This window comes from Methylophilus sp. 42 (assembly GCF_000384155.1).
Classification (GTDB): Bacteria; Pseudomonadota; Gammaproteobacteria; order Burkholderiales; family Methylophilaceae; genus Methylophilus.
In genome coordinates, this window is the sequence record NZ_KB913031.1 from 119,058 (window position 1) to 132,277 (window position 13,220).

12 protein-coding genes are annotated in these 13,220 nt (G+C 39.2%); 7 read left to right on the forward strand and 5 right to left on the reverse strand.

The window, feature by feature from the left end; genetic code table 11:
• Nucleotides 1-89 precede the first annotated feature (89 nt).
• Together MET42_RS0100575 and MET42_RS0100580 are read left to right on the forward strand one after the other, a co-directional pair.
• The gene (locus tag MET42_RS0100575) at nt 90-1,463 is read left to right on the forward strand and encodes a phage integrase SAM-like domain-containing protein (RefSeq protein ID WP_019880727.1); all 1,374 of its coding nucleotides are present in this window, start codon (nt 90-92) and stop codon (nt 1,461-1,463) included.
• A gap of 55 nt (nt 1,464-1,518) precedes the next feature.
• Entirely contained in the window at nt 1,519-2,475 is a 957-nt protein-coding gene (locus MET42_RS0100580; RefSeq protein WP_019880728.1) for a replication initiation protein, read from the forward strand.
• 188 nt (nt 2,476-2,663) lie between these two features.
• Here MET42_RS0100580 and MET42_RS0100585 read toward each other — a convergent pair whose 3' ends face one another.
• Both MET42_RS0100585 and MET42_RS0100590 read right to left on the reverse strand, forming a co-directional pair.
• Nucleotides 2,664-2,963: a hypothetical protein gene (locus MET42_RS0100585; RefSeq protein WP_019880729.1), complete on the reverse strand. Its 300-nt coding sequence runs from the start codon at nt 2,961-2,963 to the stop codon at nt 2,664-2,666.
• The gene (locus MET42_RS0100590) at nt 2,956-4,197 is read right to left on the reverse strand and encodes an MT-A70 family methyltransferase (protein ID WP_019880730.1); all 1,242 of its coding nucleotides are present in this window, start codon (nt 4,195-4,197) and stop codon (nt 2,956-2,958) included. The genes MET42_RS0100585 and MET42_RS0100590 overlap by 8 nt, the downstream gene beginning before the upstream one ends.
• A gap of 284 nt (nt 4,198-4,481) precedes the next feature.
• Here MET42_RS0100590 and MET42_RS0100595 point away from each other — a divergent pair, with 284 nt between their 5' ends.
• Nucleotides 4,482-5,465 carry a hypothetical protein gene (locus tag MET42_RS0100595; protein WP_019880732.1) on the forward strand — a complete coding sequence of 328 codons (984 nt, stop codon included), beginning with the start codon at nt 4,482-4,484 and terminating at the stop codon, nt 5,463-5,465.
• 47 nt (nt 5,466-5,512) lie between these two features.
• On the opposite strand, the gene MET42_RS0100600 is transcribed toward MET42_RS0100595, so the two are convergent.
• Nucleotides 5,513-8,170, reverse strand: coding sequence for an AAA family ATPase (locus tag MET42_RS0100600; RefSeq protein ID WP_029512274.1), 2,658 nt, complete (start codon nt 8,168-8,170; stop codon nt 5,513-5,515).
• Between the two features lie 368 nt (nt 8,171-8,538).
• Here MET42_RS0100600 and mobC point away from each other — a divergent pair, with 368 nt between their 5' ends.
• Complete coding sequence (gene mobC, locus MET42_RS0100605; RefSeq protein WP_019880734.1) at nt 8,539-8,934, forward strand: plasmid mobilization relaxosome protein MobC; 396 nt, start codon at nt 8,539-8,541, stop codon at nt 8,932-8,934.
• Nucleotides 8,931-10,286: a relaxase/mobilization nuclease domain-containing protein gene (locus tag MET42_RS0100610; protein WP_019880735.1), complete on the forward strand. Its 1,356-nt coding sequence runs from the start codon at nt 8,931-8,933 to the stop codon at nt 10,284-10,286. The genes mobC and MET42_RS0100610 overlap by 4 nt, the downstream gene beginning before the upstream one ends.
• Here MET42_RS0100610 and MET42_RS0100615 read toward each other — a convergent pair.
• Entirely contained in the window at nt 10,270-10,512 is a 243-nt protein-coding gene (locus MET42_RS0100615; protein ID WP_019880736.1) for a hypothetical protein, read from the reverse strand. The genes MET42_RS0100610 and MET42_RS0100615 overlap by 17 nt on opposite strands.
• Nucleotides 10,513-10,634: 122 nt before the next feature.
• Here MET42_RS0100615 and MET42_RS0100620 point away from each other — a divergent pair, with 122 nt between their 5' ends.
• Nucleotides 10,635-10,967, forward strand: coding sequence for a helix-turn-helix domain-containing protein (locus MET42_RS0100620; protein ID WP_232411203.1), 333 nt, complete (start codon nt 10,635-10,637; stop codon nt 10,965-10,967).
• 12 nt (nt 10,968-10,979) lie between these two features.
• Complete coding sequence (locus tag MET42_RS0100625; RefSeq protein ID WP_019880738.1) at nt 10,980-11,396, forward strand: very short patch repair endonuclease; 417 nt, start codon at nt 10,980-10,982, stop codon at nt 11,394-11,396.
• 17 nt (nt 11,397-11,413) lie between these two features.
• Here the strand turns inward: MET42_RS0100625 and MET42_RS0100630 are convergent, their stop codons facing one another.
• The gene (locus tag MET42_RS0100630; RefSeq protein WP_081624270.1) at nt 11,414-13,042 is read right to left on the reverse strand and encodes a DNA cytosine methyltransferase; all 1,629 of its coding nucleotides are present in this window, start codon (nt 13,040-13,042) and stop codon (nt 11,414-11,416) included.
• Nucleotides 13,043-13,220: the final 178 nt, after the last annotated feature.

Below are 13,220 nucleotides of genomic sequence, written 5' to 3' on the forward strand. Positions count from 1 at the left end.
ACACACTGATTATAAAACACTTTATTTTAGTGTAGTTTTCAATGGTGTCATTAATAAGTGTCATTTTACCATTAAGTAGGAATGACATTATGAATCTGTATCTAGAAAAACGTCCTGACGGTACTTATTACTTCCGTCAAACAAAATTAGTGAATAAAAAGCAGGTTGTTAAGCGAATCAGTTTAAAAACAAGAAGTGCTAAGATTGCTAAATTATTAGCAATTCAACTATTGGCGAAAATTCATATGGATAAGATTAATAAGTTTGGAGTTGAGTACGATAGTAAAGGCAACTTGATCAAATTGGATATTGCCAATGAAGAAGATAAAAATAATTTTCTGGAGACTCAAATCTTTCTTGAACAACACAGGGTTGCTCAACATAAAAGAGAACTTGAAATACTAGAATTAGAAGCCAGAGTTAATAAAGTAAAAACTGATAATGAGGAAGCTAAAAGAGATAAAAGTTTGGATGCTCAAAACCTTGCATTACATGAAAAATTATCCAATAAGTTTGCAGGTGCTCCTCTCAAAGATATTTTTGAAGCATATCTGACTGACATTAGTGTTACAGCAGGAGTGCATGGCAAATATAGAAGAGTCATTAGTGATTTCATTAAATTTTGTGCTGATGACGAAGTTAGATATTTATCCCAAGTAGATAGAAAGTTAGTTTTTTCATATATCGTGTATCTCAGAAAAAAAGAGAACATGACTGATAAGACAATAAAAAACAGATTGGGTGTATTGAGCACATTCTTTAATTTTCAGTTTAGTGCGGGTCAGACAATTGCTGCCAATCCATTTATCGGTCATAAAATCAAACCAGAGGATGAAGAAAGCAGGCAACCATTCACCATCAAAGAATTGAATCAAATTTTTGCTAGTAATTTCGTCAAAAACAATCAACAAAATAAATTCATTCTTTTATTGCTTCTGACTACTGCTGCTAGACCGAATGAAATATGTCAATTAAATGTTGATGATGTTTATATAGAGAACGATTCAAATACCAATGAAGAGTTATACATCATTAGAATAAAGAGAGATGTGTTAACGAATCAGACCGTGAAAACAAGAACTAGCAAAAGAAGAGTTTATTTGCATGAGCTTCTGATTAAAAATCAGTTTCTAGAGTATCTAAAAACCAGATCTGGAATAAAACTTTTCGACTTAAATAAACCCGCTGATAAAGGCTATTCAGCATTCTTTAGTGAAGATTTTACAAAATTATTAAGAGAGGACTTAAAAATTGAGAAAAAAGTCCTCTATTGCTTCAGGCATACTTCCAATAACAGATTAAAACAAGCATTGGTCAATGAGGTTATTAGAGAAGACTTGCTTGGACATTTACCGGCTGGTGAAAATGAGAAGACTTATACCCAACAACATAGTCCCGTGAACTTGAGAAATGCTACACAGGAAATTTTGTATTACAGGGAAGTAACAAGCTTGCATAACTGATTTGACTTCGTAAATTTTTCTATTAAGTTGTGTCGTAAGACAAACGACACAACGGATGAACCAACAACTAGAAGATTTCTACCACCACCTCAATGAAGCCGTCATCACTACTAACGACTTTGAGGAAGGCACAAAATTTCGCAAGCGCGAGAAAGTACAACAATTCGCATATTGTGGCCTCAACCCTATGTATCGTCACTATTTAAGTTTTGATCTTGATGAACAAGGGTCAGCTTTTAAATTTGAAGATGTCAATTTACCAACCCCAACCATTATTACGATCAATCCAATCAACAAACACTGCCACTATCTTTATCACTTAAAAACAGCAGTGGCCTACCACGATAATAGTCGCAGCAAACCCCAACAATATTTTGAAGCCGTACAAGATGCGATGACGACTCAATTGGGAGCAGATAAAGCATTTAGTCACGCTATTACTAAAAACCCGCTGCATACAAAATGGCAGGTCATTACAAATAATGCCAGTTATGACTTAGGAGACTTCAACGAATACATTGACCTCAGTAAGCCCATTTTTGACAAAAGTGTTATTGAGAAGATGGATTGTCATGGTCGAAATGATTTGTTGTTTCACACACTACGTTTGTGGAGCTACCGCTCGGTCCATAAGTTTATAACTGAAGAAAGTTGGCGCCAGGAAGCCCGAAACAGGGCTCAAGAAATCAATATCAACTTCTCAGACCCATTACCCTACAAAGAAGTTATTAATACGGCAAACGCCACATCCAAATGGGTCTGGAAAAACCGTCATAATTTAGGTGGCAGAGAGAAGGTGCTAAGTTTCACTAATGAAACTGCTCAAGAGCGTATGCGTAAAGGGGCCGATTACACTAATGCATTGAGATCACAAAAAGCCCTTCAAACATTACAACAAGCAGTTAACTCACTCGTTGCCTCTGGCCTGAGCATTACACAGAAAAGTGTTCAAATCAGCTGTGGGCTCAATATCAAAACGGTCAGAAAGTATTGGACTCAAATTAACAAATAGACAGTTCCATAATCCATCAAAATCATATGTACCCACAACGGCGTGCATCAGGTAATTAGCAGGACTATAGCTAAATGAAATATCTAACCAAGGCAAAGAAAGACAACAAGAAAAATGGATAAGCTGAAAAACAAAAAACTGATACGAATCATCAGTTGAATGTTTAAACTAAAAAACTGATTAAGAGATTAAAGTTTGATTTTTTTGACGCTTGCTTTTTGTCCTAAATTAGCCATAAGACGTTCATGTAAATCTAAAAGATTAATTCGAACAGCTAAGTTTTGAGCGATGTTATCAAACTCAAAATGCGAAAAATCGTCATACATAGCAGCAATATATTCATCAAGAAAATCTGCAGCATCTTTATATTCCATAACTAGATAATCATAAATCAGCTTGGCTTCACGATATGCTCCATTCTTAATCGCCAGCACAAATAACATCACTAAATTATCGAACTCAATACAATCATCATTAGGTTTAATCATGATTGCTCTCCTTTTGAATACTTAACTGGATGGTTTGCTGATCACATTCATTACCCCAACCAGCCCAGCCGTTTGCTGGCTCGCCTCTGCAAAATAGTTCAACTTTGCTAAGTTCTGGGTACATATGGTTAATAATTTGGTAAACCTCATCTGGTTTACGACTGTGCTCACGACGCTTAAATTTCAATACAGAAGAGGGGCGTGCATCGTATGGCACCTCAGGCACCAATCCTTTGGTAGCAATCATCAGCACCTCATGGCCTTGACGAAAATATGCACCCTGACCAGCAAAGTCTTTATCCCAAACTGCACTCGTCTTAAATGTAAAGCCCCATGCTTTCACCACTTCTACAGCTTCTGGTAATAAAGAAGATGAGCACCACATAAACAGAACTGCATCATCAGCTGAAATTTGGCTAATAGGCATCTCGCAAATTTCCTTTACTGACATGCATGGATATCCCACTGCAAGCTCACCCATATAGTCCCAAGGTGGGTCTGCAAGAATTACGCTGAATGTTCCTAGTGAAGATTCCAATGGTTTGTTATTGGCTCTTTTAGCTTCAATGTCTTGAATACGCTCTTGACGGCGACTTTCAAGCTTCGCTTTATTAATGGCTTTGCTGGCTTCTTGAATGGTTTTGATATCATCAAAGTTAAGTTGTGACTGATCTTGTTTCGCAAGTTTGGCAAGTTTTGCTGCATTGCTGATGTCTAGCTTTCCTTCAGAGACTGCAGCGATAAGTTCAGGGGTGCCGTGATTGAGCACTTTTTTCCCGCGCTGAACTGAGTCAACTGAAATGCCCAGCTCTTCCGCGACTTTTCTTTGGGATACAGCTCCAGCGGTATGCTGATTTGCACCAACGAATGAATTGGCTAATCGCGCAGCAATGATTGCCTTTTGCCCCTCGGTGAGATGACGTCTGTGTAAGTTGATGCTAATTACAGACTGTTCTGCTGATTTATCATTAGCAGCCTCTAGTTCTGCAAATTTAGGAGTGATTCCTAATGCTGAACAAGCACGCAAGCGATGGCGACCATCCACCACCTTTCCTCCATAAATTAGAATCGGCATTTGCAATCCATTTTGTGCGATATCTTGTTTCAGTTCTTCAAACTGAAATTCAGACATCTCTGGAAATAGATTGGCTATTGGATGAATTGGCAATTCACTTGGTAAACCATCATTTTCTGAGTCCATCAAACTATTTTTAAAATTATCTTTTTCTATCATTTTCAAATCTCCTTATTAATAAAGTCTTGAGTAGCGTTAACTGATTCAAGATGTATTCATTGTAGAAAATCGTGTTGCCGCAATTAATAGGACTAAATTCGGATTAAAAAGCTAGGTTTCATTACTGGCGCTTGAGAACCGCGCTTAAGTGATAAAACAAAACTATCAACATCAAATTTTCTGGAGTGAATTTTAGTGAACTACTTTTAGCTTCATAAAACCCTGAAAATGCGATCAAAAAGCTGTTAGTATTTTTTTACATATTACGAAATTGGAATTTGATAATGGCTGGAGTAGGCAGAAAACCACGCACGCTGATTGACACGATGAGAACTCAGCTATGGGTACACCAATTAAAGCGATTAACCCATGCCAGGAGTTTCTACGAACTTAATGAGAAGTTTGAGATTTTTAATACAAATTACAGTTCTGACTACGCGAATGGTAGTACAGGCGTTAACTCAACAACTCGAAAGCTAATTGATCAGGCAATACAAGCGAACTATAGTATTGAGTCTATTAAATACAGTGACTTTTACAACATTGGCCCAACCGTTCAAAGTGACGATGGTGAAATAGAGTTTGTTAGATTTTGGGATGCCCTAGATGGTCCGATTGAAGGGCTGTGGGATATCTTGTTTTGGTATGACTTTTCTGCAGAACTACAACACGAGCTAGGCTTAGCTTTTAAAGTCAAGATTAGTCTCATCATTGCAAGACTATTCAATACCACTGAACCACCCAGTGAATGGCTTCAAAAGGATCAACCAAATTTTGTTGCAAAAGCCTATCGCAATGGAGAAATCCATGTGGACTTAAGATTGCTCACGGTCGTCATTGCAGTTTGGCGACTTGCTAACTTTATGAAGGATAGCGTGTATTTAGCCGATTACATGATGATTGGATTATTAGATAAAGCTGCTGAAGATTTGCTATCCCCACTAGCGCCAAAATTTACGGATGTTGAAAAAAGCAAGGCACCGAATAAAACAGAAGAACCTAAAAAGACTAAGGAGTACCCAAGTTTCTATAGCAACTTCTTAATGCACCTCATCAATATTGATGCACCTAAGGTGCAAAAATTTAATGAAGTAGTCGATAAATTTAATGGATACATTCCATCACGCCCCAATCTAATTTATAACGAGGCTAAAAGTGAGTCTTATGAGTTTAGTGGCGATACTGGTTTTGACTATTTTAAAGTCAGCACTGAAGGAACTAGAGTTTCCGAATTTTTGAAATCTAAGTTACAAACATTCGGAATATAGTTGAATTTGATTCAAACATCGCCCAAATTTCTATTAGGTAGTTAGCATCATCTATTCGGTCGAAGTTCTAGATTTTCGAGTCGCTCAAGAATAGTTACGATTGATTCAACATGATCACCGTCAAAATCGTCCCTATCAGCCACTTCATGAGTACCATTGTTAAGGTACAGCCAGACAAGATTCTGTTGTGGTATGCCTAATATCGTATTCAGGGCTGCTATAGCTGGATCTTTGCTTGCATGGTTAAAAGCCGGTAGATCCATCATTTTTTTTCTAAGTGCCTCACACAGGTTTCTGAGAGAAGGTTCGGCTCCTACGCCGGCCAACGGTAAAGTAATCATGCCATGATCATAACTACCCAGCCATCTCCATATTTTTTCTGAAAGCATTTCAAGTGCTTTACGTGAAGCATCCAAAGCACCCCGATCATTGAGTTCTTCCCTGGCATCACGTGCTTGTTGAACATAATTCCTGCTCCTTATATTTCCAGATACTCTTGGACTGTAATCGCCAGAATGGTTTCTGAATATATAGACTAGACTGTCTCGGCGCGATGCTTCGTTAAGGTTTTGTTGAATATCCTTGATGAATTCATTGCTATGGCATGTCACAATAATCTGCATATTAATGAAATATTCACTTTCAAAGATGGTCTCGCGAATTCCGCGCCGATGGTCATGATCAATTGCATTGATAGCATCATCGAATACTATTAACGGCGTATTAATACTTAGGCTCTTGGCAAGCAAGATTGCTAACCCTAAACACCTTATATGCCCCTCACTTAGAATTTTCAGTGCATCTACCCTGCGATTAGGATTCCCGCGGAAAGCAATTTCAATTTTTTGGTCTGCTGTAACCGGAAGATGAAGGGCAGCTAATTTATCCTGATCAAGGTCATTGCGATTGAATGCGTTATAAAGATCCATGGCTGATTGATTTAAACCAGCAATTAACCGGCCAGGTAAAGTGCTACGGTAACGCCTGAGCAATTGATTAAATTGATCATATGCTACTTTAATAGGGGCATCGCGCTGTATAGCGCCAGCCTCAACCCCAACAGCCCGTATCAGCTCAGCATTCAACTCCTCGAAATTAGCGATACTTTGGGTTGCAGCCTGCACTCTCTCAACGTAGCTTTGCCGTTTCCCATCTTGCTGTTGTACTGAAAGCTGGAAGGCAAGAAGCTGGTTACGTTCATTGATATTTTGTTGTCTATTTTCAAGGAGCCTTCGAGTTTCAATATCCTGAGATTCACAACGTCTAGCGATATTTTGAATATCTTCGAGGGTTGGGAGTACTAAACTTTCCTCATCATAAATATCTACCCACCACCGTTCTACGCTAGACTCTGGTAGCCCTTCTAGATAAGAGCCAGCAGCACTATTTTGTTCCCCAACAGCAACTAGAAATTCGCGAAGTTGCGATAAGGTTGAATGCAAATCACGAGAAGCATTATCTAAGCTCTCTACAAGCTCATCATGCCGAACTTGCATTTCAGATAGTGCTCGTAACGACTCTAGACCTTCTGATGCTTTTTGATAGGGATCATGTAATACATGGTTTTCTCCATTGAGTGGTGTATCACATGCAGGGCAATGATCACCCTCGGTAGGCTGCAAAGCGATGACTGCTGTATATAGGTCATGAAATGAAATCTGACTTGCATTTAGGGCTAATTCAGTTCTAATTGCCTGCAATTCAGCATCCGCACTATCTGCATTTGCATATGCACTCTGCAAGGCTTCCAGAGTCACGTTAAAAATTGCTGGGGGCAATACATCCAATAGAGTGGTTAATTCTTGTAGTCGCGCTGGGGCATCTGTAGTTCCAATTAATGCCTTCAATTGCTGGTAATTCATACCATCGCTATACGAATTAGCAAGCTGCGCCTCCTCATCGTCTAAAGCCGATAGCCCTTCCACTTGGTTGTCGACTAAAGCTTGGTCCTGTGCAAGCGCTCTACGACGAGTTTCAAGCATTCTGCCTTGCACATTATCTCGGATAAGCTGATCATCCATGGACTCATTGAAATTGTTAACAAAATCATTGAACTTATCCATCCCAAATAGGGTAGCTATTAATTCGGTTTTTTGGGCTGGCGTTCTTGCTGCTATTCGAGAAAATGCATCAATTCGGTTTTTTTCGATAAAACAAAACCTGTAGCTATCTAGATTAGGAACAACTGCCACTACTTGATTCTGTTGATCTCTTGCACTTAAGCTAGGAGCTAAATACCGACCTTCATGAGTGTTGGATAAATATGACTCTTGATCAATGCGTTTCGCACCTGCTTCTTCAACAGAACCAAGCAGAGCATACTCTAGCCCTTCGCAAAAACTCGATTTACCACTGCCATTGGGACCATAAAATAAGCTGACTCTTTTGCTCAAATCGAAAGTCTCGGCAGATCTAAAACCTCGGAATGGTCCTATGCTAAATTCATTTAATCTTACCCAAGGCCAGACTGCATTCTGCAACTCGGGGGCAGGTTCGGGCATTGCATCTGAAACCGTTGCTAGCTGGTTTCTACAAAGACCTGCTAAATAAACTGACCGTTGGCTTCGCTGTCTAGAAGTGGCCAGTACTCTATCAAAATTTTGCAAGATAAGGTTTGCCAAACGTTTTACATTTGGAGAGGCATTACTTGCTGGTGAATGTAGCCAGGCAACAAAGTCCCGAAAATCATTTATTGCAGATGCCATAAAACCCCCTAAAAGTTTATGCCGTATTGTTATTCTCTTTTTGAATATTTATTCATATTACCATCCATAGAATATGCACTTAATAGGCTAGTGCGTAAATTTCCAGCCTACAGCACAAGCGACACCCTCAAAACCAACCATTCACTTTCCATGCATTTTTTTATTCATCCGTAACAACCCTTTATTTTCATCTAAACGCATCACCAGACTTGCTTTTCGTTCAAAACCTATTACAACTTAACTAAGGCTAAGATCAAGCAAGGTTAACCCATTGCCCGTAAGAAATATCGGCATTGGTTAATTTGGGGGGCTCCCCCCATCCCCGTGTTTGATACGTCTATCGGTATAAAAATAATAAGGAGCCGACGATGGAAAGTAGAATTAAATTAAAGAATGGACAAGCAGGACCTGATGGGAATAACTACTTACGTGACAAGAGAGTTGAGATCAGGGTTTGCCAGCAAGAATATGAAAAACTAGAAAAACATGCCTTAGAGGCCGGTTACTTAAATGTGGCGCAATATCTACGTGAATCAGGTTTGACCCGTAAGCAAATCACCTCCCCATCTACAAAGCAAAAAGAGAAAAATCAATGGCTGTATGAAATCAATCGTATTGGCAATAACGTAAATCAAATTGCAAGACATTTAAACCAAGGCAAAGTACCTGATGAGGAAATGCTCATGGTCTTATTGCAAATACAAGACATAGCTCAGGACACCCTAAAAGAAGCACTCAAATCAGACCGTGATGGAATTTTATGATTGTGCGTATCTTTAAATCAGGCGTGTCAAATGGCGAATCACCAGTTAGGTATTTGCTAGGTAATCTGGACCACACAGGAAGTGAGCGTGCAGTCGAGCCTGAAGTGTTAGAAGGTAATCCCCAAACAACAATTGATGTTATCAACTCTATTCAACGCAAATATAAGTACATCTCAGGTTGCATAAGTTTTAGGGATTCAGAAAGACCAACCAAAGCACAACTATATGACCTAATAGATGATTTCAAACAAACCTTTTGTCCTGGTCTCACTTCAAACAACTTCAATAGCTTATTCGTTCTGCATCAAGACAAAGGCAATACTGAGGTGCACTTTGTTTTTCCTAGTCAAATTTTAGCTGATAGCGTTCATGGTGGTGGACGTAGATTTAACATCCACCCTCCTGGCAAACAAAACATTCTATTCTTTGAGTCGTTCGTCAAGGTCACTAATCAAAAATTAGGCTATGTCCAAGTGGTTCCAGATCCACTAAAAATAGCATTTACTGATTTTGAGCGTAAAACATCAGAGGGAAGGAAAGACAAATCCAATAAACGTTGGATTCAACGAAGCGTGATCAAAGCTGTAACCAATGGTGAAATCAAAAACAGGGCTGATCTTTGCAGGCATCTAGATGAAAAATTAGGCATCACGATTACACGGCAAGGCAAAGATTATCTGTCGGTAAAATTGCCTGGTGCATTAAAAGCCAAACGATTACGTGGTGCTTTATATAGTGAAGATGCAGACTATCAAGGATTGATTACTCAATCCATGGCATCTAAGCAACCATATTACTTAAGCCCCACAGAATTCAAAGCAGAGCAAATCAAGCTTAATGATTTTATCTACGCACGTGAGCAATTCAACATTAAAGCTTATTTAACACCCAGACCCAGTAGGAGGTTTGCAAAACAAGTAAATCCACTACTAACAATTACAACAAGGAGAAACTATATGAATAGAATTGATTACCTACCCATAATTAAAGGGATGATCATGGAGGCCTTGAAGGTTGCAAAGCAACAACAAATTCCAGAAACTCCTACTACAACAATATTCACGAAGGCTAAAACTACTACAAATCTAACATCTATCCGAAACAAGGGGCTCGGTGTTGATTTGCCAAATGGTGATTTCAGGGAGCTAAAAATGACCATCGCTGAAATACAGCAAAATATGATGGATGCAATTGGCGAAATGAATAGGACTAAAAACCCTGCTCAAGCAGCAAGGATTCAACAACGTGTAATTCAACTTAAGATTCAGCTAGCAAAATTAAATAAGGCTTTGCATCTAGCTAAGATAGCTGAGTCCCAGAAATTGATTAAAGGATTTAATTCTTTGCCATGAAAAAAAACAGTACACCAATCATGCCTGCAAAGAGAAGTAGTGTACCAATCCATGCACAGCATTTTGACCAGAATCGTTTCCATTCTACTTCACGTTCACGTGCCTTTCTTTGATCAAAATCGCCGCCAAGGCCTAGGTTGTTATATTCCATTCGCTCCGCATCTGTTTCCTTTGTGTTAGCAAGATAGATAAAGTATCCACCAATTCCTAATATGATAAAACCCATTTAATTCTCCCTATTATTAAGGTAAACAGTTAATTCAACCTATTAGGTTGTATTTCAACGTGAAATGCCCTTCATGTCAACAGGTTGATGCTCGACTATTTAGGTTGAGGGGATAAATGTTCATGAATTCTAATTTAGCCAACAAAATTGGTAGGCTTATTGCAGAGCGCAGGTCAAAAGCAGGATTGACCCAAGAAGAAGTTGCGGAGAAGCTAGGAATTGGCTTTGAAGCTGTTTCCAGAATCGAAAGGGCTAAAAGCATTCCTACAGTGCTGAGATTATTTGAACTAGCGGACATTTTCAGTTGCGGTGTGGATGAATTATTAATTGAAGCTAGTAATCGTCCAATAGATCAAGCGAGTGAGATAGCTAAAATGCTTTCCGAACTAACCATAGACGACAGGCAAATGATCTTGGAAACTGTGAAATCGCTTCATGGCCGGTTAAAGCAATAGATACGGCGGAGAATGGTAGATAACCTCACGAAAGAAAAACGTAGCAAGATCATGAGGTCTATTCGGTCAAAGGACACCAAACCCGAATTATTGGTCAGGAAGATACTTACTGGCTTAGGCTACAGGTATCGACTGCACACTAAACATTTACCAGGAAGGCCAGATATTGCATTTATTGGAAAGAAGAAGGCAATATTCATTCATGGCTGCTTTTGGCATTCCCATGCAAACTGCCCGATTGCGAAAGTCCCGGAAAATGATTTTTGGAAGGAAAAGTTGGGACGCAATCAAGCCCGTGACTTAAAAGCTTTAAATGCTTTAGAAGCATCTGGATGGAGTGTATTAACTCTCTGGGAGTGCTCCCTGAAAAACACTGAGCAAACCACGATTACGCTTAACAATTTCCTGAAGGTAGAGAACGCAGTATAAGTATTTGCCATAAGTAATTATGCAACAGCATATATTGGTCCCGAGGTATCCTCAGCCGAGTTTGATTTTCTATCAACATTGCGTTTAAGCAAATCTTCTACAACCAAACCTAATGCCCTACCTAATAATGGTGGAACAGCATTTCCCACTTGAGTATATTGCGGGACTTCAAATGAACGCATTTTCCCACCAGTAGTTATTTTTGACCTAAACTCAAAGTTATCAGGGAAGGATTGTATTCTTGCCATTTCCCTTACGGTTAAGGTGCGAAGCTCTTCATAATGACAGGCATCATCTGGGATAGATAATGCAGCTGGTGCTGGCAAAGATTTTAATAATGCTTTTTGTGTTTGTTTCTTGGTTGGATGCTTTTTCAAGAATTCGATGAAGTCTGTCTTACTCTTGAACTTCACGCGTTTACCATTTTCATTAAGGTAATCATATTGTGACAATTCATTCCAATCAGAAGAATCAAGAGTTGACTGTTCACCTTTGAGAATGGACGCTACAGCCCTGTTCGCTTTTCTGGAAACTAACTGCATTACCTGATAAATCCGGAATCTTCTTCGTACGAGATCATTGTTTCTTCGCAGGTCATGATTTTTCATTAACCTGCGTGGTAATGTGTTCTTGAAAATATTGTACGTTGATAATGCAAACTCGCTATTTGCTGTGGTGTCTTCTGATAAGTCACCAATAGCTTCTTGGACGCTTACTAAATTTTCACTGAAAGCCACTAATGGTGACAAGAATGAATTCTGGAACAGTTTTAGGTCACTTAGTTTCGATACATCCCTGTATTTCAAGGATGAATAATCAACATCCTCGTTTTGAATAGTAGCCATATAGAAACTGAATGGCTGTTCAAACAATTCCACCTCATGATCATTAAAGGTGCTGGAAAGTTTTATATAGAAATCTTCCCTCACTCCAAGCAGGATGAATCTAGGTCTATTCTGTGGCACCCCTGCAAGCTTTGCATTTACATGCAAGCACAATGGTATATATCCAATGGCGGAAAAAGCCTTGGCCAATTCGAACCAGGCATAATACTCCTTGCCATTCTCATCCTTAAATGGCCTCAATATTCCAGTAACATTTTCAAGAACAACTATTTTTGGGTTAATGGTTTTTGCAAACTTAGCAAACTCCCAAGGCAGTGAGTTTTTTTCGCAATCTAGTTTCCTTAATCCGGCCATACTAAAACTTTGGCAAGGTGGCCCCCCTGAGACCAAGTCAACCCCGTTTCCATCAAAACCCGATTTCAGGAGATCAGCGGATGCAGGATTCTCATCCAACCATTTATTAAGTTCAACGATGCTACCTACCACTAAGCTACCGTTCAAGTTTGAACCATCCACCTTGATGTCTGAGTGCCCATTTTTAATTGATGGGTAAGTAAATGGATTTTCGCGCAACCGGCTTTTTAGCTTGGTGACTGGATACTGACTACTCAGCCACAAGGTTTTGGATAAGTCAGGTTCATCTTGTAAGGATTTCTCTTGCAAGTCCTCTCCTAGGAAGTTAAGAGCATAAGACTCCGATGCCATTGGGGATAATTCATTAGCCATAACCAAGTCAAACCCTACAGACTTGAGCCCCAATGACAAACCACCACATCCAGCAAATAGCTCAATAAATTTCACTAGTTTTCTCTGAAATAGAATTAATTTAGATGGATCAATTTTAGTCCATTCATCAAAAAAAGTCCAGGAGTATTCGAAAAATTATATGTGGGAACAAGCGCAAACTATGCACACATAAATAAATATGTTAACTTTCATATGGCTTTGAGAAAGCCTTCCCGCCCGCAGTGGTAAAGAT